The sequence below is a fragment of the Janthinobacterium sp. 61 genome (assembly GCF_002846335.1).
Classification (GTDB): Bacteria; Pseudomonadota; Gammaproteobacteria; order Burkholderiales; family Burkholderiaceae_D; genus Janthinobacterium.
On the sequence record NZ_PJMQ01000001.1, the window covers coordinates 638942 to 656861 of the forward strand.

The 17920-nt window shown below is 65.1% G+C and carries 19 protein-coding genes; 10 read left to right on the forward strand and 9 right to left on the reverse strand.

Annotated elements, in window-relative coordinates:
• Positions 1–14 precede the first annotated feature (14 nt).
• From CLU92_RS02965 to CLU92_RS02980, 4 genes are read left to right on the forward strand one after another with little or no spacing between them, the layout of a single operon-like run.
• Positions 15–1013, forward strand: a complete 999-nt coding sequence (locus CLU92_RS02965) for a sulfonate ABC transporter substrate-binding protein (RefSeq protein WP_166674817.1) — start codon at positions 15–17, stop codon at positions 1011–1013.
• Positions 1014–1028: 15 nt separating this feature from the next.
• A complete protein-coding gene (gene ssuD / locus CLU92_RS02970; protein ID WP_101480656.1) occupies positions 1029–2189 on the forward strand; it encodes an FMNH2-dependent alkanesulfonate monooxygenase in 1161 nt (386 codons plus the stop codon).
• A gap of 1 nt (position 2190) precedes the next feature.
• Entirely contained in the window at positions 2191–2991 is an 801-nt protein-coding gene (gene ssuC / locus CLU92_RS02975; protein WP_101480657.1) for an aliphatic sulfonate ABC transporter permease SsuC, read from the forward strand.
• Positions 2992–3016: 25 nt separating this feature from the next.
• Positions 3017–3859 (forward strand): ATP-binding cassette domain-containing protein, encoded by an 843-nt coding sequence (locus tag CLU92_RS02980; protein ID WP_101480658.1) that lies wholly within the window; start codon positions 3017–3019, stop codon positions 3857–3859.
• On the opposite strand, the gene CLU92_RS02985 is transcribed toward CLU92_RS02980, so the two are convergent.
• Together CLU92_RS02985 and CLU92_RS02990 are read right to left on the reverse strand one after the other, a co-directional pair.
• Complete coding sequence (locus CLU92_RS02985; protein ID WP_101480659.1) at positions 3804–4526, reverse strand: HAD-IA family hydrolase; 723 nt, start codon at positions 4524–4526, stop codon at positions 3804–3806. The two genes, CLU92_RS02980 and CLU92_RS02985, sit on opposite strands and share 56 nt — an antisense overlap.
• Before the next feature lie 55 nt (positions 4527–4581).
• A complete protein-coding gene (locus CLU92_RS02990) occupies positions 4582–5037 on the reverse strand; it encodes an META domain-containing protein (RefSeq protein WP_101480660.1) in 456 nt (151 codons plus the stop codon).
• A gap of 149 nt (positions 5038–5186) precedes the next feature.
• On the opposite strand from CLU92_RS02990, the gene CLU92_RS02995 reads away from it, so the two are divergent.
• From CLU92_RS02995 to CLU92_RS03015, 5 genes are all read left to right on the forward strand, one after another.
• A complete protein-coding gene (locus CLU92_RS02995) occupies positions 5187–6149 on the forward strand; it encodes a hypothetical protein (RefSeq protein ID WP_101480661.1) in 963 nt (320 codons plus the stop codon).
• Entirely contained in the window at positions 6146–7621 is a 1476-nt protein-coding gene (locus CLU92_RS03000; RefSeq protein ID WP_101480662.1) for a PLP-dependent aminotransferase family protein, read from the forward strand. The genes CLU92_RS02995 and CLU92_RS03000 overlap by 4 nt, the downstream gene beginning before the upstream one ends.
• 156 nt (positions 7622–7777) lie before the next feature.
• The gene (locus CLU92_RS03005) at positions 7778–8962 is read left to right on the forward strand and encodes a benzoate/H(+) symporter BenE family transporter (RefSeq protein WP_101480663.1); all 1185 of its coding nucleotides are present in this window, start codon (positions 7778–7780) and stop codon (positions 8960–8962) included.
• 99 nt (positions 8963–9061) lie between these two features.
• On the forward strand, positions 9062–9805 hold the full coding sequence (locus CLU92_RS03010; RefSeq protein WP_101480664.1) for a type II CAAX prenyl endopeptidase Rce1 family protein: 744 nt from the start codon (positions 9062–9064) through the stop codon (positions 9803–9805).
• Positions 9806–9839: 34 nt separating this feature from the next.
• The gene (locus CLU92_RS03015; protein WP_101480665.1) at positions 9840–10382 is read left to right on the forward strand and encodes a gamma carbonic anhydrase family protein; all 543 of its coding nucleotides are present in this window, start codon (positions 9840–9842) and stop codon (positions 10380–10382) included.
• On the opposite strand, the gene CLU92_RS03020 is transcribed toward CLU92_RS03015, so the two are convergent.
• From CLU92_RS03020 to CLU92_RS03050, 7 genes are all read right to left on the reverse strand, one after another.
• Positions 10355–11296 carry a fatty acid desaturase gene (locus CLU92_RS03020; protein ID WP_143452519.1) on the reverse strand — a complete coding sequence of 314 codons (942 nt, stop codon included), beginning with the start codon at positions 11294–11296 and terminating at the stop codon, positions 10355–10357. The genes CLU92_RS03015 and CLU92_RS03020 overlap by 28 nt on opposite strands.
• Positions 11296–11613, reverse strand: coding sequence for a DUF3144 domain-containing protein (locus CLU92_RS03025; RefSeq protein WP_101480667.1), 318 nt, complete (start codon positions 11611–11613; stop codon positions 11296–11298). Before CLU92_RS03025 ends, CLU92_RS03020 begins: the two co-directional genes overlap by 1 nt.
• 67 nt (positions 11614–11680) lie before the next feature.
• Complete coding sequence (locus CLU92_RS03030) at positions 11681–12151, reverse strand: gluconokinase (protein ID WP_180338616.1); 471 nt, start codon at positions 12149–12151, stop codon at positions 11681–11683.
• 32 nt (positions 12152–12183) lie between these two features.
• Complete coding sequence (locus CLU92_RS03035) at positions 12184–12687, reverse strand: OmpA family protein (protein WP_101480668.1); 504 nt, start codon at positions 12685–12687, stop codon at positions 12184–12186.
• 16 nt (positions 12688–12703) lie between these two features.
• Positions 12704–13975 (reverse strand): diguanylate cyclase domain-containing protein, encoded by a 1272-nt coding sequence (locus CLU92_RS03040; protein ID WP_101480669.1) that lies wholly within the window; start codon positions 13973–13975, stop codon positions 12704–12706.
• On the reverse strand, positions 13972–14562 hold the full coding sequence (locus tag CLU92_RS03045; protein ID WP_257560962.1) for a YfiR family protein: 591 nt from the start codon (positions 14560–14562) through the stop codon (positions 13972–13974). The genes CLU92_RS03040 and CLU92_RS03045 overlap by 4 nt, the downstream gene beginning before the upstream one ends.
• 195 nt (positions 14563–14757) lie before the next feature.
• Positions 14758–16410, reverse strand: coding sequence for a Na+/H+ antiporter (locus CLU92_RS03050; protein ID WP_101480670.1), 1653 nt, complete (start codon positions 16408–16410; stop codon positions 14758–14760).
• 189 nt (positions 16411–16599) lie between these two features.
• Here CLU92_RS03050 and CLU92_RS03055 point away from each other — a divergent pair, with 189 nt between their 5' ends.
• Entirely contained in the window at positions 16600–17898 is a 1299-nt protein-coding gene (locus tag CLU92_RS03055) for a cytochrome c (RefSeq protein ID WP_101480671.1), read from the forward strand.
• Positions 17899–17920: the final 22 nt, after the last annotated feature.

Genomic DNA, 17920 nt, shown 5'->3' on the forward strand with positions numbered 1-17920 from the left:
ACCAAGGAAGCACCATGACACACCGCCACGCACAACGACTCTCGCGCCGTACCACTCTGGGCTTGCTGTTTGCAGCCGCCGCCGGCGTGATGGCGGCCGGCATGCCGGCCGCGGCGCTCGCGCAGTCCAAGGGGGAGGTCCGCATCGGTTATCAGAAATATGGCACCCTGACGCTGCTGAAAGGGCGCGGCACGCTGGAAAAACGCCTGGCCGAACAGGGCGTGGGCGTGAAATGGACGGAGTTCCCGGCCGGGCCCGTGCTGCTCGAAGGCTTGAATGTAGGCAGCATCGATTTCGGCACCGTGGGCGAAGCGCCGCCGATTTTTGCGCAGGCGGCCGGCGCCAACCTGGTGTATGTCGGCAATGAGCCGGCGTCGCCGGCCAGCGAAGCCATCGTCGTGCCCAAGGGCTCCGGCCTGCGCACCCTGGCCGACTTGAAGGGCAAGAAAATCGCCCTGAACAAGGGCTCCAACGTGCACTACCTGTTATTGAAAGCGCTGGAAAAGGCCGGTGTCGCGTACGCCGAGATCCAGCCCGTGTTCCTGCCGCCGGCCGATGCACGCGCCGCCTTTGAGCGGGGTAGCGTGGATGCCTGGGCTATCTGGGATCCGTTCCTGGCGGCCGCCGAAAAGCAGTTGGGCGCCCGCGTGCTGGCCGATGGCAAGGGCTTGGTGGCGAACTACCAGTTTTATCTGGCCTCGCGTACCTATGCGGAAAAAAATCCCGAGATCCTGCGCATCGTGCTCGATGAAGTGGCCAAGGTCGATGACTGGGGCCGCACGCACCCGGACGAAGTGGCGACGATCCTCGCCGCGCAGACGGGCTTGAGCACGGAAGTGGTGGCGCTGGCCGCCTCGCGCTATGCCTACGGCGTCAAACCCGTCTCGGTCGATGTCATCGCGTCGCAGCAAAGGGTGGCGGATGCATTTTCCAGCCTGAAGCTGATTCCAAAGCCCATCGTTGTCAAGGATGCGCTGCTGCCGGCGCGCCAACTGGCCACCAGTAGCAAATAATAAAGAGAGAACACCATGTCATTGAATATATTCTGGTTCATCCCCACCCACGGCGACAGCCGCTACCTGGGCACGTCGCAGGGCGCGCGGCCCGTCGATGCCGATTATTTGCGCCAGGTGGCCGTAGCCGCCGATACGCTGGGCTACGACGGCGTGCTGCTGCCCACGGGCCGCTCTTGCGAAGATGCGTGGGTGGTGGCGTCATCGCTAATCAGCGTGACGCAGAAACTCAAATTTTTAGTAGCCGTGCGGCCAGGCCTGTCCACGCCGGGCCTGGCCGTGCGCATGGCATCCACGTTTGACCGGCTGTCGAACGGGCGCCTCCTGATCAATGTCGTCACCGGGGGCGATCAGGGCGAACTGGAAGCGGATGGCCTGTTTGCTGACCATGCCAAGCGTTACGAGATCTCCGATGAATTCATCAAGGTCTGGCGTGCGACGCTGGCGGGCGAGGGCGGCGCGGCCGGCTATGATTTCGAGGGCAAGCATATCCAGGTCAAGGGCGCGAAAACCCTGTACCCGCCCGTGCAGAAACCATACCCACCGCTGTACTTCGGCGGCTCGTCGGAGCCGGCGCATGAACTGGCGGCCGAGCAGATGGACGTGTACCTGACCTGGGGCGAACCACCCGCCGCCGTGGCGGAAAAGATCGCCGACATCCGCTCGCGTGCGGCAAAAAAAGGCCGCACAGTCCGGTTTGGCATCCGATTGCACGTGATCGTGCGCGAGACCAACGAGGCGGCATGGCGCGCGGCCGATGAACTGATCAGCCACCTGGACGACGACATCATCGCCAAAGCGCAGGCGGCCTTCGGCAAGATGGATTCCGTGGGCCAGCAGCGCATGGCGGCCTTGCACGGCGGGCGGCGCGACAAGCTCGAAGTGTCGCCCAACCTGTGGGCCGGCGTGGGCCTGGTACGCGGCGGTGCGGGCACGGCCCTGGTGGGCGATGCGCCCACAGTGGTGGCGCGCATGCAGGAATACGCTGACCTGGGCATCGATACCTTCATTTTCTCGGGCTACCCGCACCTGGAAGAGTCGTACCGTTTCGCCGAACTGGTGTTCCCACTGCTGGGCAAGGGCAAGGCCTTGGGTGAGCAGTCCTTGAGCGGCCCTTTCGGCGAAGTCATGGCCAGCAATATCGTGCCGGCCGCGCCGCAGAAAAAGGCGGCCTGAGATGGGCGCCGGCCCCACTTTCTCCACCAAGCATCTGCGCGGCACTCTCTGGCGTCATGCGCTGGCGCCGTGGGCCTTGCCCGTGGCGCTGCTGCTGGCCTGGCAACTGGCGGCGCAGTGGGGCTGGCTGTCGAGCCGCATCCTGCCCGAGCCGTGGGCCGTGGCGAAAGCTTTCTGGCAGCTGGCCGTGTCGGGCGAATTGTGGCTGCACCTGAAAACGAGCTTGTGGCGTGCCACTGTCGGCTTCGTCATCGGCGCGGGACTGGGTCTGCTGCTGGGACTCTTGACGGGCAGCTTCCGCCATGCGGAAACCCTGCTCGACACGACATTGCAAATGGTGCGCAACATCCCGGCCCTGGCCCTGATCCCGCTGGTGATACTGTGGTTCGGCATCGACGAGACGGCCAAGCTGTTTCTGCTGGCCGTCGGCGTCTTCTTTCCCGTCTACCTGAACACCTTCCACGGCATCCGCTCGGCCGACCAGGGCTTGATCGAAATGGCTAAAAGCTATGGCCTGTCCGGCTGGCCGCTATACCGCGACGTGATCCTGCCTGCCGCCATGCCTTCCATTCTGGTCGGCGTACGCTTTTCGCTGGGACTCGTGTGGGTGCTGCTGATCGTCGCCGAAACCATCTCGGCGCAGGCGGGCATCGGCTACATGACCATGAATGCGCGCGAATTCCTGCAAACGGACGTGGTGCTGGTGGGGATACTGCTGTACGCCTTGCTGGGCAAGCTGGCCGATTTGTTTTCGCGGGGGCTGGAGCGCCACTGCCTGCGCTGGAATCCCGCCTACCGATAGTGACGAAATGAGGAAAGATAAAACCATGCTGCTCGCCCCCATCCAGATTGAAACGGATTTTTTGTCGCACTTCGTCCAATACGACCCGGCCGGCGCGCCGCCGCAAGCGAAGGTCGCCCCGCAGGTCCCTTTGGCGCGCCGTGGTGTGCCGCTGGCATTGACGCAATTGAGCAAGGCCTATGGCGAACGCCCCGTCCTGAACAATGTCGACCTGCGGCTGGAAGCGGGCGAGTTCGTCGCCATCGTGGGGCGCAGCGGATGCGGCAAGAGTACCTTGCTGCGCTCGATCGCCGGGCTGGAAAGCATCGATGAAGGCAAGATTGCCATCGGCAGCGGCGTGGGCGCGCCCGATATCCGCATCATGTTCCAGGAATCGCGTTTGCTGCCGTGGAAGACGGTGCTAGCCAACGTTGCTCTGGGCTTGCCCCGCTCCGTCGGCGCGGCGGCCGCCTCGCTGTGGACGGTGGGTCTGGCCGAGCGGGCCGACGACTGGCCGGCTTCCCTGTCGGGTGGCCAGAAGCAGCGCGTGGCGCTGGCGCGCGCCCTCGTGCACGAGCCGCAATTGCTGCTGCTCGACGAGCCATTGGGTGCGCTCGACGCCCTCACGCGCATTGAGATGCAGCAACTGATCGAGTCGCTGTGGCTGGCGCGCGGTTTCACGGCCGTGCTGGTGACGCACGACGTGGCCGAAGCAGTGGCCCTGGCCGACCGGGTGCTGCTGATCGAGGATGGGCGGATCACCCTGGACATGCAGGTGGACTTGCCGCGCCCCCGCCAGCGCGGTCATGCGGCTTTCGCCGCGCTGGAGCAGGCTATCTTGTCGCGGGTGCTGAAACCGCAGGGTCAGATAGCTGCGCCAGCACGATGAAACCGTCGCCATCGACCGTCGCCACGATGCCCTCGTAGCTGTCGATGGCGGGGTGGCGCGTGGCCAGTGGGTGTGCGTGCGTGGCGGTGACGACGATGATTTTCGCACCAGCGGCTTCGCCCGCCTCGATGCCGACGGACGCGTCTTCAAACACCAGGCAATCAACAGGCGCCACGCCCAGTTTTTCCGCCGCCAGCAGGTAGCAATCGGGTTTCGGCTTGCCCGCCTTGACGTCTTCCGCCGTCACCATGATGGCGGGAATGGGCATGCCGGCCGCCTTCAGGCGGGCCGTCGCCAGCGCGCGCGGCGCCGAGGTGACGATGGCCCATTGCGCCGGCGGCAGCGACTGCAGGAAGCGCAGCGCGCCCGCAATTTCAATAATTCCTTCCACATCGATGATTTCCGCATCCGTGATGCCCTGCGACTCGCGCTGCGCGTCGACGCCGGGCAAGGCCAGCTTGGCGATGGTGTCTACCGAGCGGGCGCCGTGGATGGTGGGCAAAAAGGCCGCCACGTCGAGGCCCTTGCGCTGCGCCCAGGTGCCCCAGATGCGTTCGGCGGCGGCGATGGAATTGATGACGGTGCCGTCCATGTCAAAGAGAAAAGCCCGGTAGCGGCCGGCGGCCGATGGTGTCGGGGATGAAGACGGCGAGGGCAGTGCGGACATGGCTTCCTTCCGGATGATGGGCTGGAAGCCATTGTAACGGCAGTCGATTTTTATTTCACAGGTAGACCGATTCAAAGCGGGCCACGGGTGCGCCATCCTTGAGCAGGATCAGGTATTCGCCATCGAAGCGGTAGCCCGTCACGCTGTTCAAATTGGCCAGCACGGCGCTTTCCAGCTGCATCAGTGGAGGCGGGCATGCCATGCGCGTGCCTGCCAGCTGCGTGAAGCGCAGGGCCGTGCCAGCCACCGTGTAGCCACCCATGACCTGGTTGCAGCCCGTAAAACCATGGACCTTGCCATCGTCGGTGAGGGTGATGCGCACTTCGCGCTCCTGCTCCGGCGCCATCGTGACTGGGGCACCATCGAGTTCTGTCAGCTTCCAGTAGGTATTTGTCAGGCTGTAGCTGGGCGTCAGGCCGGCGTCCGGCTTGGCGCTGTCTGACGTGGTGGTGCAACCGCCGGCCATGGCGATGGCGGCGGCGAGTGGCAGGTATTTCAGGCGATGCAGCATGGGACGCTCCTGTGAGAGGGAAAATGCCTGCAGACTAGCAGATTTTTCGCGCCACCCAGCGTACGGCAGCAGCGATTGTTTTCATTTTGCCAGCCTTGGCATTACACTCATGCTTTCTGCTGTTTTCACTTTATCGGGGAGCCGGGTCGATGCTGCATGCACAAGCGCTGGATAATCGACTGGTCGCCACCACTGGCGACGACGTGCTGGTCGACCGCATCGTGCCCGGCGCCCCGCTGGTGATCGCTTTTGGCTTCGTCTCATGGACCACGCGCCCCGCCTTTGATTTTTACGGGCGGTTGAGAAAACTGGAACAGGTCAGCGGCCAGCCGCTGAACAAAATCCTGGTGCGCGACTCCGGCAACGCCTGGTATCACCGCCAGATCGCGGGCCTGGGTAATCACGTGGATGAAACGGCGCAAGCCCTTCGGGAGCTGGTGCGCAGCATTGCGCCCGCCAGCATCACCACCATCGGCCAGTCCATGGGCGCGTATGCGGCCGTCATGTTTGGCTTGCTGATTGAGGCGCAGCAGATCGTCGCCTTTGGGCCATTGTCCTTCCTCGATGTGCAGCAGGCACGCCTGTACCACGAGCTGCGCTGGCTGCCCGTGATGGAGTCGCTGGCGCAAGACCCGCCACCCTCGGGCTATTACGACCTGGCGGCCCTGTGCCGCGCCAGGGCGTCGGAGCGAACGCATCTGCACCTGGTGTTCGGCACGCGGCCAGACGCGGTCCGGCCGGACGTGGCCAGCGCGGGAGGCAGTGCCAGCGCCAGCGAATCGGTGAACCTCGACGCCATGCATGCGCAGCGCCTGGCCGCCTTCGGCCGCTGCACCCTGCACCCGTTTCCCCATTCGGGGCACGCGGTGGTGCAGCACCTGATCGACACCAAGCGCCTCAACGGCTTGCTGGCAGCATGCATACTCGGTCTCACTTTGGCGCCCGAGCCCATGCCGGAGATCGGCGCCGCGTGGCAGGACTGGGTAGCGGAAAATCTGCGTTTGGGCTGCACCGGCGAACAGCTGGTGGCGGTACTGCAGCAGCATGGCTTTTCGCCGGCCAGCAGCACGGCCGCCGTGGATGCTGCCCGCGCCGCGCGGAAGGCGCCATGACGGCGCAGTTCGAACTCGACACCCTGAAGATCCGCATCGCCGCTCCTGAACTGGCGGCGCTCGACCTGCGCGTGCGCGTGCAGCGCGCGCTGCGCCAGCTGATACTCGATGGCGTGCTGGCGCCTGGCCTGCGCCTGCCGGCCACGCGCGCGCTGGCGCAATCGCTGGGCGTGTCGCGCGACACGGTGGAAATGGCGTACGCGCAGCTGCGCCTGGACGGGTATATCCAGCGGCAGGCCGGATCGGGCAGTTTCGTGTCACAGTCGATAGGCGCCAGCTTGCTGGGCACGTGCCAGAGCGCGCCGTTGCTTCACTTGCCGGCGCAGCCGGTGGCGCTCAGCGCCAGGGGCGCGCACATCCTCGCCAGCGGCGGCGTTGTCGACCAGCAGAGCGTGAAGGCGTTTGCCACGGGCTTGCCGGAAACGCGGGCCTTCCCCCACGACGTGTGGGAGCGCTTGCGGCGCCAGGCGGCCAGTAGCGAACACCATGTGCTGCTGCACGGCGACCCGCAAGGCGCCGCACCGCTGCGGCAAGCGATCGCCGACTATGTCAACCTGGAGCGGGGCGCGCGGGCCACGGCCAGCCAGGTGCTGGTGCTAAGCAGCACGCGCCAGGCCCTGTACCTGTGTGCGCAGGTGCTGGCCGATGCGCATGGCCCGATATTGATGGAAGATCCCGGCTATTTCGGCGCGCGCAAGGCGTTCGAGATGGCGCAGTTGCGGGTGCTGCCCGTGCCCGTCGATGCGCATGGACTGTCCATCGAACACCTGCGGGCGGACCGCAGCGGGGCCAATACGATTTACGTCACGCCGTCGCACCAGTATCCGACGGGCGTCACCCTGACGCTCGAGCGCCGCCTGGCGCTGAACGCCTGGGCTGCCGAGCGGCAGGGCTGGATCATCGAGGACGATTACGACAGCCAGTTTCACTACGCCGGCTTGCCGACGGCTTGCGTGCAGGGGCTAGATACGCAGCAGCGCACGATTTACCTGGGCACCTTCGCCAAGTCGCTGTATCCGGGCTTGCGCATCGGCTACATGGTGCTGCCGCCCGCCCTCGTCAAGCCGATGACGCATGCGCGCAGCATCCTCGACGGCCACACGCCGCAACTGGATCAACTGACACTGGCTCGTTTCATCGCCGACGGCCATTTCGCGGCCCATGTGCGCGCCATGCGCAAGGTCTATGCCGTGCGCCGCGACGCGATGGCGCAGGCCGTGCGCCGGCACTTGCCGCAGGTGGTCACGGCGCAGCTGCCGCCGGGCGGCTTGCAACTGCCGTGTCTGCTGCACGAGGGCAGGGATGAGCTGGAAACGATACGGCTGGCGGCGCAGGCGGGCATCGTGCTGCCGGGCTTGAGCCGGCTGTATGCGACGCCGCCGGAGCGGGGCGGCTGGCTGCTGGGCTTTGCCGCGTTGACCCCGCACGAGATCGATAGCGGCATCGTCCGCCTGGCGCGCGCGCTCGGATAAACACGCTAAAGTGGTCTGCTGTTGGCTGATGAATTGGCCTGCTTTGGCAGTCCACATGACCATTAAGATGCTCCCTTTTAATGGCGGGGCATATACATGACGACAAGCGCAACCACAACAAGCACAACAAGCACAACAAGCACAACAACCGCCGCCATGGCCAGCCGGCTGCGATGGCGCGATCTTGCTTCTCCCACGTTGGCGGCCTGCATTTCCGTCCTCGTCAACTATGGCGGAACCTTCGTGCTGGTATTCCAGGCGGCCCAGTTGGCCCAGCTGAGCGCGGCACAGACGGCGTCCTGGGTCTGGTCGCTGAGCATCGGCGTGGGTGTGACGGGCATCTGGCTCAGCTACCGCTACCGCGCGCCTGTCATCACGGCCTGGTCCACGCCCGGCGTGGCCTTCCTGGCCACCGTCATGCCGCACACGCCGTACGCGGAAGTGATCGGCGCGTACATGGTGTCCGCGCTCGCCTTCATTGTGCTGGGCATGTCCGGCGCCTTCGAGCGCCTGGTGCGCCTGATTCCTGGCGGCATCGCTGCCGGCTTGCTGGCCGGAATCTTGCTGCAATTTGGCGTGAATGCCTTCGGTGGCGCCAGCGCCGACCCGCTGCTGGTCGTGGTGCTGCTGCTGTCGTATGCCGTGCTGCGCCGTTTCACGGCCCGCTTTGCCGTGGTGGGCATCATGCTGATCGGCCTGGGCCTGCTGCTGGCGCAGGGACGCATCGATGCGCAAGGCATCGAACTGGCCCTGGCGGCGCCCGTGTTCGAGATGCCGCGCTTTTCCGTGGCGTCGCTCTTGGGCGTGGCGCTGCCGCTGTTCCTGATCACCCTGACGGGGCAATACATGCCCGGCATGCTGGTGCTGCGCAATGACGGTTACGGCGTCAGCGCCAATCCAATTCTCACGGTGACGGGCCTCGGTTCGCTGCTGATGGCGCCGTTTGGCGCGCATGCCTTCAACGTGGCCGCCATCACGGCTGCCATTTGCACGGGCAAGGATGCGCATGCGGACCCGTCGAAGCGCTATGTCGCCGGGCTCGCTTGCGGCGTGCTGTACATCCTGGTGGGCGTCTTCGGCGTCACCCTGGCCAGCCTGTTCATGGTCTTGCCGCGCCCCTTCATCACGGCGCTGGCTGGCCTGGCCCTGCTGGGCGCCATCGGCAACAGCCTGGCGCAGGCGATGGCGGACGTGCGCATGCGCGAAACGGCGCTGATCACTTTCCTGGCAACGGCCGCGAACGTGACCCTGCTGGGCGTGGGCGGCGCCCTGTGGGGGCTGGCGGCCGGACTGGCGGCGCATGGGCTGATGCATGGCTGGCGCAAGCCCGTGGCGGCTTGATCGGGACGCATGGGCGATTTTTTGCCCGTTTTCCTTGCCGCCGCATACAATTGCTGCCGCCCGTGCCCGTTGGCACCTTGTGACTGAACGATCTGAACGATGCCCGAGCTGACTTCCCTGGCGCAGTACCTGCTGGCGATCACGCCTGCCTTCCTCGTCTGCGCCGCCTTGCTGCTGGTGTTGCCACGTACTGTGCCAGGCTCGGTGCCACTGCTGCGCGTGCTCGTACACATTGTCTTTTTCGTGCTGGCACGCGATGCGATGACCACGCACGGTTACTGGCAGGTGGCGGCGGGCGGCTTGCGCTTCACGGCGCCGCCGCTGGTCTTGCTGGCGCTGGGCGCCATGTCACTGGGGCTGGTGGCAAGTACTTGCTGGCTGGAAAGCGAGGCGCGCCGCCAGATCCGCTGGCTCGGCCTGCGGCCGGCCCTGTCCCTGCTGCTGGGCGTGGCGGGCGCCGCCCTGATCATCGCGCTGGCGACGGGCTTGAAAGCCCTGTTCGGCCTGCCATCCCTGGCGCCCGTCGCGCCATCCATGCTGCCCTTGCTGCTGGGCTTTGCGCTGGCGGCCAACTGTTACGAGGAATTGCTGTTCCGCGGCTTGCTGCAGCAGCAATTGCTCGCCTGGCTGCCGGCCTGGCGCGCGGCGCTGGTGTCGGGTTTGCTGTTTGCCCTGTGCCACGCCTTCCTTGCCACCACCGTGACGCAGGTGGGGGCGCCCATCGTCGTATTTACCGTGATCGAAGGCGTGGTGGCTGGGCTGGTATATTGCCGTGCCGGCTTGCTGGGCGCGTCCCTGGCGCATGGACTTGCCATTTTTGCACTGGCCGCCGGCTGGGTGTGATGCCTGTTGTTTAATTTGATGAAGAGAGAGAGCGATGCCTGTCAGTTCCTACCTGAATACCCGCCCCGTGCTGGGCGAAAGAATCTACCTGCATGACACGGCGCAAGTGATTGGCGATGTGCAGATCGGCGACGACTGTTCCATCTGGTGCAACAGCGTGCTGCGCGGCGACGTGAACCGCATCGTCATCGGCGAGGGCAGCAATATCCAGGACTTTTCCATGGGTCATGTGTCGCACAAGAATGCGGCCAAGCCGGACGGTTCGCCCTTGACCATCGGCAAGTACGTGACCATCGGCCACTCCGTGATTTTGCATGGCTGCACCATCGGCGACGAATGCCTGATCGGCATGGGCAGCATCGTCATGGATGACGTGGTGGTGGAAAAACACGTCATGCTGGGCGCGGGTAGTCTGGTGTCGCCAGGCAAGGTCCTGGAAAGCGGGCATCTGTACGTGGGTCGCCCCGCCGCCAAGGTGCGCCCCTTAAGCGCAGCGGAGATTGCCTACCTGCGCTATTCGGCCGAGCACTATGTGCGCGTAAAGAACAATTACCTGGCGGGTGGGGACGGGGCCTGATAGTCCGCGCGGCCAAGGCGGCGCAATTCCGGCCGCGGCGCCAGGTCTTGCGGCAGGCGCAGGGCGGACACGAGTCCCAGGCGCCGCAAGAGCAGCAACATCCACCAGCCCGGATCCCATTCGCCCGGCAGCAGGCCCAGCCTGGCCGAGCCCGGATAGGCGTGATGGTTGTTGTGCCAGCACTCGCCCATGGTCAGCAGCGAGACCAGGCGGATATTTCTCCCTTGCACGGCGGCGCCACCGACATGAAAATGCATTTGCCCATGGTTGTGGGCAAAGTAGCCGATCAGCCAGTGGCCCAGCACGCCGGCGCTGACTCGGGCGCAGACACCCCAGCAGACCAGGCCCCAGCCGCCCCAGGCGAAGAAGAGCAGGGCCCACGGCAGTTGCTGCAACATCCATGTTGCTTCCAGAAAACGATAAAAGCGGTCGTGCGCGATGCGCGGCTCGATGGCGATGTGCGGCGGATGGACAAGCTGCAAGCTGCAGTGGAGTTGCCACCAGGCATCGCGCCAGAAGCCGGCGCCGTGGAGCAGGTAGGGGTGGCAGTCGGGCAGGCGCTGGGCATAGTCGCGCAGCTCGTGCTGGCGCAGCAGGCCCAGCGGGCCGCTGAGTCCCACCAGCACGCCCAGATACACCAGCAGGTATTCCAGCCAGCGGGGGCAGCAGTAGCTGTCGTGGATCAGTTTGCGATGGCTGCCCAGGGAATGGCCGAAGAGCAGGACGATGGCCGTGCTGCTCACAAACAGCAGCAGGCCCGTCCAGCTGAAGAAGAACAGGGCGCCAGTCACGGCGCCGGCCAGCATGGCCGTCAGCCACAGCGATTGCACTGGTGCATGGCGCACCGTGCCATCAAGCACGCTGTCGGCGTGGGTGGCGCGAGCGCGGTGGCTGTCCAGGCTGGCCGTAGGCATCAGCCTTTGGGGGCAGACGACGGTTGCGTGTACTTGTCGAAGTTGGTGATGTAGTCGTTGAAGTTGTCGGTCAGCATGCGTTTGTACTGTTCCGTGAAGAAGGCCACGGCGCCTTCCTTCTCTTCCTGCATCTTCGCCACGTCCTTGCTCTTGCTGGCGACGAGGAAGGCATTGAAGCGGGCGGCAGCGTACAGCAGCGAGGTGGCCACTTCATTGCCGCCGCTGTGCATGCATTGTTCGTTGGCCAGGGCGATGACCTGGTCGGCGCGTTCCCAGAATTCCGGGCCCGGTGCTGGTTTTGTCGTTGGTGTGGTCATAAACATCCTTCATGAAAGTGCGCGCCAGTCTACACAGGGGGCCGCGGGCTGTCCAGCCGCGCGCCTGTCAGGGCGCTTGCAGGATCTGTTCGACCAGCACGGCCAGAGGCTGGCGGATATCGAGCACGATGCCGGCTTCGTCCTGCTGTAGTGGCTGCAGGGTGGCCAGCTGGCTGGCGAGCAGGCTGGACGGCATGAAATGGCCAGGGCGCTGCATGCGGCGCTCCAGCACCTCGCGCGGACCGTCCAGGTGGGCAAAGCGCAGGGCCGGGTCGCCCTCGCGCAGCACGTCCCGGTAGGCGCGTTTCAGGGCCGAGCAGGATACCACCAGGCCACTGCCTTGCGCGCGGGCCATGGCGATCCGCTCGCTCAGGGTGGCCAGCCAGCCGGCCCGGTCGGCATCATCGAGCGCGATGCCGGCCGCCATCTTGGCCACGTTTTCCGGGGAATGCACGTCGTCGCCCTCCACGTAGGGCAGGTGCAAGGCTTCGGCCAGCAGGCTGCCGACGGCGCTCTTGCCGCAGCCGGATACGCCCATCACGACCCAGCGCACGGCGGGCACGCCCACGTTCAAGGCGCCGAAACGATGACGGTGACGCGGCGGTTTTCCGCCTTGCCCGTCTTGCTGGCGTTCGAGGCCACAGGTTTGCTCATGCCCAGGCCCTTGACGGTGATGTTGTCGCGCGGGATGCCCGATGCGCTCATGGCGTCGGCCACCACGTTGGCGCGCGCCAGCGACAGCCTGTTGTTGTACGCTTCCGTGCCTTCGTTATCCGTATGGCCTTCCACGCGCATGTGGGTGATGCCCACTTTCAGCAGGGCGGCGCTGATTTTCTGGATGGCGTTGCGGCTCGGCGGCGTCAGCTTGGCGGCGTCGAATTCGAACAGCAGCTTGTCGGTAAAGCTCAGTTCCCAGCCTTCGTCCGTCTGGTTGAAGCCCTGTTCCTTCAAGGTGGCGACTTGCTCGCCACTGAACAGCGGTTTGGCCTCTGGCGTACTCTGGCAGGCGGCCAGCAGGCCCAGCATGAACAGGCCGAGGAAGCCGCGGCATAATTGCTTGTAGATAAAGTGCATGGTGTTGCTCCTTGGTTCAGGGGTGAGTGTGGGGTTGGGGCAGGCGCGCCACCTGGCGCGTGCCGCGCTGCGCCTGCTTGGCGCGGTACATGGCTTCGTCCGCTGCACCGACCAGCGAGGCGGCGTCGATGGCGTGATCGGGGAAGACGGCCACGCCGATGGTCAGCGAGCTGACGATGCTGTTGCCAGTGGGTAGTTCAATGGCTTGCGCCATGGCGGCGATGATGTTGTCGGCGATGTGCATGGCGTCGCTACTGTTGCGCAGCGGCTTGAGCAAAATGGCGAATTCGTCGCCGCCCAGGCGCGCCACCAGGTCGCCTTCGCGCAATTGCTGCTTGATGCGCGCAGCGATCGTCACCAGCACGCGGTCGCCCGAGGCATGGCCGAAGGTATCGTTGATGTACTTGAACCGGTCGCTGTCAAGGAACAGCACGGCCACCTTGCCGTTGCCGATGCGCGCTTCGAGGATGGCCCGTTCCAGTTCCGCTTCCATGAAGGCGCGGTTCGACAAGCCCGTCAGGCTGTCGTGGTTGGCGCGGTGCGACAGCGAGGCGTGTTCCTTTTGCAGATGGCTTTGCCACTCCTCCAGTTCGTCGAGCAGGGCGTTAAAGTCGTCATTGATCTGGTTCAGTTCGGCGATGTTGGCGGGCGGCACGCGCAATTCGAACGAGCGGTCGCGCCGCACGCGGTGGGCCGTTTCCGCCAGATGGCGCAGGGGCGACGTGATCTCGGCTTCCATGCGGCGCGACAGGCGCACGGCGACGACCAGGCTTAGCACGAGACAAGCGAGCAAACAGGATAGGCCGCTCAGCAGGAAGGGCAGCAGGCTGCGGCTGTGCGGCACCAGCTTGATGTTGCCGATGGCCTGGTCATTGCGCATGATGGGAAACGTCAGCGAATCGGGCAGTATCCAGCCCGTCAGCGCGCGTTCGATGTAGTAGCGCGTGCCATGCTGGCCCCGTTCCCAGCGGGCCAGCACCTTGCCCGTCTTGTCGCTCACTTGCGCCTGGTCGACATCTTCATTGACGCCGATCAAGGCCAGCGCTTCCTTGGCGGCCATGGAGTCGCCAAAGACGACGGCCCCTTCCACCGTGTAGCTCATCGAGCGGGCCACCAGGCGCAGGTTCTGGTCCGAATACACGCGCAGGGCCAGCAGCGCCACGGCCGTCAGGGTCAGGCCGGCCGCCAGCACGGCGATCAGCGACACGCTCAGGTGGGCGCGCCGCAGCACGCTGTCGAGCGTGGGGCGGGGCTTGCGCGCCAACCGGGAAGGCATGCTGGCGCTCATGGCGGCGGTGCCTTGCGACGTGCAATTTGCAAGGCGTTCGGATGCACGCGCAGGCCGCTGCGGGCGATGGCGTCGAGGTTGACGTCAAAACCGATCTGCGCCTCGTTCAGGCGCAGGCAGAACATGGTGCCCACGGTACAGGACGTGCCGGGTTCGGCGACCGATAAAATCGGCTTGCCGATGATCTGCGCCAGCAGATGCTCGCGTTCGCCCTCGGGCAGGCTGCCCAGGTAGACGACGTCGCATTCGTTGACAGCGGCTGCCGCCGCCGGGATTTTCACGCGGATGCGCTGGCCCAGGCTGGAGGCGGGCGTGTCGACAATGGCCGCGCCATAGCGGGGCGCGCCTAGCATGCAGACGCGCACTTCCGGGCGCGCCACGGGCCAGCGCACATAACTGATGATGCCAAACAGGACCTGGGCCACCTCGGCCGGCCGCTTGGCTTCGGCAGTCGCGCCCGTTTGCGCCCGCGCCACGCACGGCGCCAGCACAATGCAGGCGAGCAGCGAAGCCAGCAGCGAGGTCAGCAGCACGGCGAGCAGGGCGGGCGGCGCGGAGCGCTGCCGATGGAGAGCGAAAGTGGGCACGGCGTCGGGTGTCTTTATGCAGGTCGGGTGGTTACTCAAATTGCTACTCAGCAACACACACTCTACGGAAGTCCATGCTGAAAGTAAATCACGGCACTAGGCCATAAACCTTGCATTATAAACACGAATGTTAAAACTTGCATTCCTTGCCATGAAAATTACTTATTAACACTGTCTTGGCGCGCCAGAGTGTTGCTATTCTTCCAGTGTTGCTTCCAGCAAGTCGATTTCGCGCAGCAGGCGCAAATGGATGGTGTCGTCCAGTTCGCCCGAGATGCGGCGGCGGAACAGTTCGTCCCGCTCCGCATTCAGCGCTTCCAGGCGCAGCGCGCGTTCAGCCTTGGCCAGCTCTTGCAGCCGCATCGCCTCGTCGTTGCTGCTTTCGCCGTATGCCAGGCGGCGCCGGTAGGCTTCGATCAGGCGGTTGGCCGCCTCGGTGACGACTTGCTGCTTGTCATTCTTGTCGATGCCTTCGCACACTTTTTCCAGCCGCGCAATAGCCGCTTCGGCGGCAGCGGCGCGGGCATTGCGCTCTTCCGTCGAGCGGCGCGCGGGCGGCGCGAACACCAGGCCCTTGGTCAGCAGGGGCAGGGTGACGCTTGCCAGCAACAGCGACAGCAAAATCACCCCCATGGCCAGGAAGATGACCAGATCGCGCGCGGGGAAACGATTTCCGTCAGGCAAGAACAAAGGCAGGGTCAAAATGCCGGCCAGGGTCAGCGCGCCGCGCACGCCCGCAAACGAGGCCACCAGCAGCAGGCGCAGGCTGGGACGGGCCAGCAGCGCCGCTTCCTTCGATTCGCCCGGCATTTTCTTGTGGTGCTTGAACAAGGTCAGTTTCATGGAAATGAAGACCCAGATGAAGCGCATGAAGGTCAGCCCCACCGTGATGGCGATGACGAACAGGGGCAGCTTCCAGGCGCTGCCGGCGCCCACTTCCATGGACGCGGCGGGCAAGCCGGCCACGGTGGTGGGCAGCTGCGCGCCCAGCATGACGAAGATCACGCCATTCAAGACCAGTTGCACGGTATCCCACACGGCCTTGCGCTGGGTGCGCGTGGCGGCCAGCGGACGCCCGATCAGGTCGGCGTAATGCATGGACACGCCCGCCGTGGCGGCCGCCAGGATGCCCGAGCCGTGGATTTGCTCGGCACCCAGGTAGGCGGCGAACGGGATCAGGATGCTGATGAGGATTTGCAGGCCAGGCTCTTCGCCGACCTTGCTCACCAGCCATTTATTCGCCAGGCCCACGCCCCAGGAGATCGCCAGGCCGATGACGATGCCGCCGCCCGCTTCCTGCAGGAAACTCAGCGAGGCGGCGCCGATGGAAAAGCCGCCCGTCATCATGGCGCCCACGGCAAACGTGAAGCAGACCAGGCCCGAGGCGTCGTTCAGCAGGGATTCGCCTTCCAGGATGTGCATCAGGCGCGGCGGGATCGGGTTGCCGGCCGCGATCGCCGACACGGCCACGGGGTCCGTCGGCGACAGGATGGCGCCCAGCGCAAAGGCGACGGCCAGCGGCACGCTGGGGATCAGCCAGTCGATGAAGAAACCCATGCCCAGCACGGTAAACAGCACCAGGCCGATGGCCAGCATCAGGATCGAGCGCGCATCGGAAAAGAAGGCGCCCTTGGGAATGCGCCAGCCATCGAGAAACAGCAGCGGCGGAATGAAGAGCAGGAAGAAAATATCGGGATCGAGCGGCACTTGCACGCCAAACAGGGCCAATCCCGTGCCGCCGGCGATCTGGATCAGGGGCAGCGGCAGCTTGACCCAGCGCGAACGGGCGATGAAGCCGCACAGGACGACGCTCAAGACGAGGATGAGGATGATGGTTACGGTATGCATGAAGGAGCGGCGGCGTGCTGAAACGCTGATTATAAGGTGCAGCCCGCCCGCGGCGTTGCCTGCGTGTCATTGCGTACATACAACAAGTCACAATCGCGGTAAGATTGTCCCTATCATTGTCAACATTTGCCCTGTTGCTGCCGTCCGTGCGCGGCAGGCGCGTGCTCAGCCTTTTATCGGACTCCTGTTTTGCTCAAAAAGATTTTCACCGGCTTGCTGCTATTGCTGGCGCTGCTCATCGTGGCCGCCCTGGCTGCCTACTTGTATTACTGGCGCCCCGCGCTGGCGCCCGTCAATCCGCCTGCCGCCACGGCATTTTCTCCGCAAGTGGTGGAAAAGGGCCGCGTCCTGGCTGGCATGGGCAATTGCGCGGCCTGCCATACGGCCAAGGGCGGTGCCGATTATGCGGGTGGCCACGGCCTGGCCACGCCGTTCGGCACGATCTACGCGACGAATATCACGCCGGACACGCAAACGGGTATCGGCCGCTGGTCGCTGGCCGCCTTCCAGCGGGCCATGCGCGAAGGCGTGGGCCGCGATGGCGCCCATTTGTTTCCCGTCTTTCCGTACACGCACTTCAACCTGGTCTCGGACGCCGACCTGACGGCCTTGTACGCGTATTTCATGACACGCCCGCCCGTGTATGCGGTGGCGCCCCCGAACAGTGTGCCTTTTCCTTTGAACCTGCGCCCCTTGCAGGCGGGCTGGAAGTTGCTGTTCTTTAAGCCGGCCAGCTATCAGCTTGATGCCGCGCAAGGACTGGACTGGAACCGGGGCCGGTATCTGGCCGAAGGCCTGGCCCATTGCGCGGCCTGCCACACGCCGCGCAATGCGCTGGGCGCCGAGCTTGCCGGGTCGTCGTATCTGGGTGCGTCCATCGATCACTGGTATGCACCGGCCCTGACCAGCGCCAATACGGCACCATTGCCGTGGACACAGGATGAACTGTATGCCTTCCTGCGCACGGGGGCGACGGCCCTGCACGGCGTGGCGGCCGGGCCCATGTCGGACGTCGTGCACGAAGGCATGGGCGCCTCGCCCGATGGCGATATCCGCGCGCTGTCCGTGTATTTTGCCGGTGTTTCCGGTGCTGCCGGGCGCAAGGTGGATGTGGATGCAGTGATAAAGACCGGCATCGCCCGTTCGCAGCGCGTCAGCCTGGTCGACAACGACCGTGGCGCCAGCCTGTACGTGGCCGCCTGCGCCTCGTGCCACTCGAACAGCGATGGCCAGCCTGTGGCATTGCGTCCGGAACTAAGCCTGAACAGCGCCGTCAGCGCGCCTGATCCCGCCAACCTGATCCAGGTCATCCTGCACGGTTTGTCCAGGGATGAGGCCATGCCCAACGTGCTGATGCCCGGCTTTGCCGCCTCGCTGACGGACAACGACGTGGCCCAGCTGGCCGCCTATCTGCGCCGCAGTCGCAGCCACCAGCCGGCATGGACCAATCTGGAAGCGGTGGTGGCACGCACGCGCGCCGGCAAGTAATTCTTGAAAATTTCTTATCCAC

Excerpts from the sequence above, each read along its gene's own strand:
- CLU92_RS03000 (WP_101480662.1), top strand. The coding sequence starts at position 6,146 with ATGACGGCGCAGTTCGAACTCGACACCCTGAAGATCCGCATCGCCGCT.
- CLU92_RS02985 (WP_101480659.1), bottom strand. The coding sequence starts at position 4,526 with ATGTCCGCACTGCCCTCGCCGTCTTCATCCCCGACACCATCGGCCGCC.
- CLU92_RS02990 (WP_101480660.1), bottom strand. The coding sequence starts at position 5,037 with ATGCTGCATCGCCTGAAATACCTGCCACTCGCCGCCGCCATCGCCATG.
- CLU92_RS03015 (WP_101480665.1), top strand. The coding sequence starts at position 9,840 with ATGCCTGTCAGTTCCTACCTGAATACCCGCCCCGTGCTGGGCGAAAGA.
- CLU92_RS03030 (WP_180338616.1), bottom strand. The coding sequence starts at position 12,151 with ATGGGCGTATCCGGCTGCGGCAAGAGCGCCGTCGGCAGCCTGCTGGCC.
- CLU92_RS03040 (WP_101480669.1), bottom strand. The coding sequence starts at position 13,975 with ATGAGCGCCAGCATGCCTTCCCGGTTGGCGCGCAAGCCCCGCCCCACG.
- CLU92_RS03035 (WP_101480668.1), bottom strand. The coding sequence starts at position 12,687 with ATGCACTTTATCTACAAGCAATTATGCCGCGGCTTCCTCGGCCTGTTC.
- CLU92_RS03010 (WP_101480664.1), top strand. The coding sequence starts at position 9,062 with ATGCCCGAGCTGACTTCCCTGGCGCAGTACCTGCTGGCGATCACGCCT.
- CLU92_RS03025 (WP_101480667.1), bottom strand. The coding sequence starts at position 11,613 with ATGACCACACCAACGACAAAACCAGCACCGGGCCCGGAATTCTGGGAA.
- CLU92_RS02965 (WP_166674817.1), top strand. The coding sequence starts at position 15 with ATGACACACCGCCACGCACAACGACTCTCGCGCCGTACCACTCTGGGC.
- CLU92_RS03050 (WP_101480670.1), bottom strand. The coding sequence starts at position 16,410 with ATGCATACCGTAACCATCATCCTCATCCTCGTCTTGAGCGTCGTCCTG.
- CLU92_RS03020 (WP_143452519.1), bottom strand. The coding sequence starts at position 11,296 with ATGCCTACGGCCAGCCTGGACAGCCACCGCGCTCGCGCCACCCACGCC.
- ssuD (WP_101480656.1), top strand. The coding sequence starts at position 1,029 with ATGTCATTGAATATATTCTGGTTCATCCCCACCCACGGCGACAGCCGC.
- CLU92_RS02995 (WP_101480661.1), top strand. The coding sequence starts at position 5,187 with ATGCTGCATGCACAAGCGCTGGATAATCGACTGGTCGCCACCACTGGC.
- CLU92_RS02980 (WP_101480658.1), top strand. The coding sequence starts at position 3,017 with ATGCTGCTCGCCCCCATCCAGATTGAAACGGATTTTTTGTCGCACTTC.
- CLU92_RS03005 (WP_101480663.1), top strand. The coding sequence starts at position 7,778 with ATGGCCAGCCGGCTGCGATGGCGCGATCTTGCTTCTCCCACGTTGGCG.
- ssuC (WP_101480657.1), top strand. The coding sequence starts at position 2,191 with ATGGGCGCCGGCCCCACTTTCTCCACCAAGCATCTGCGCGGCACTCTC.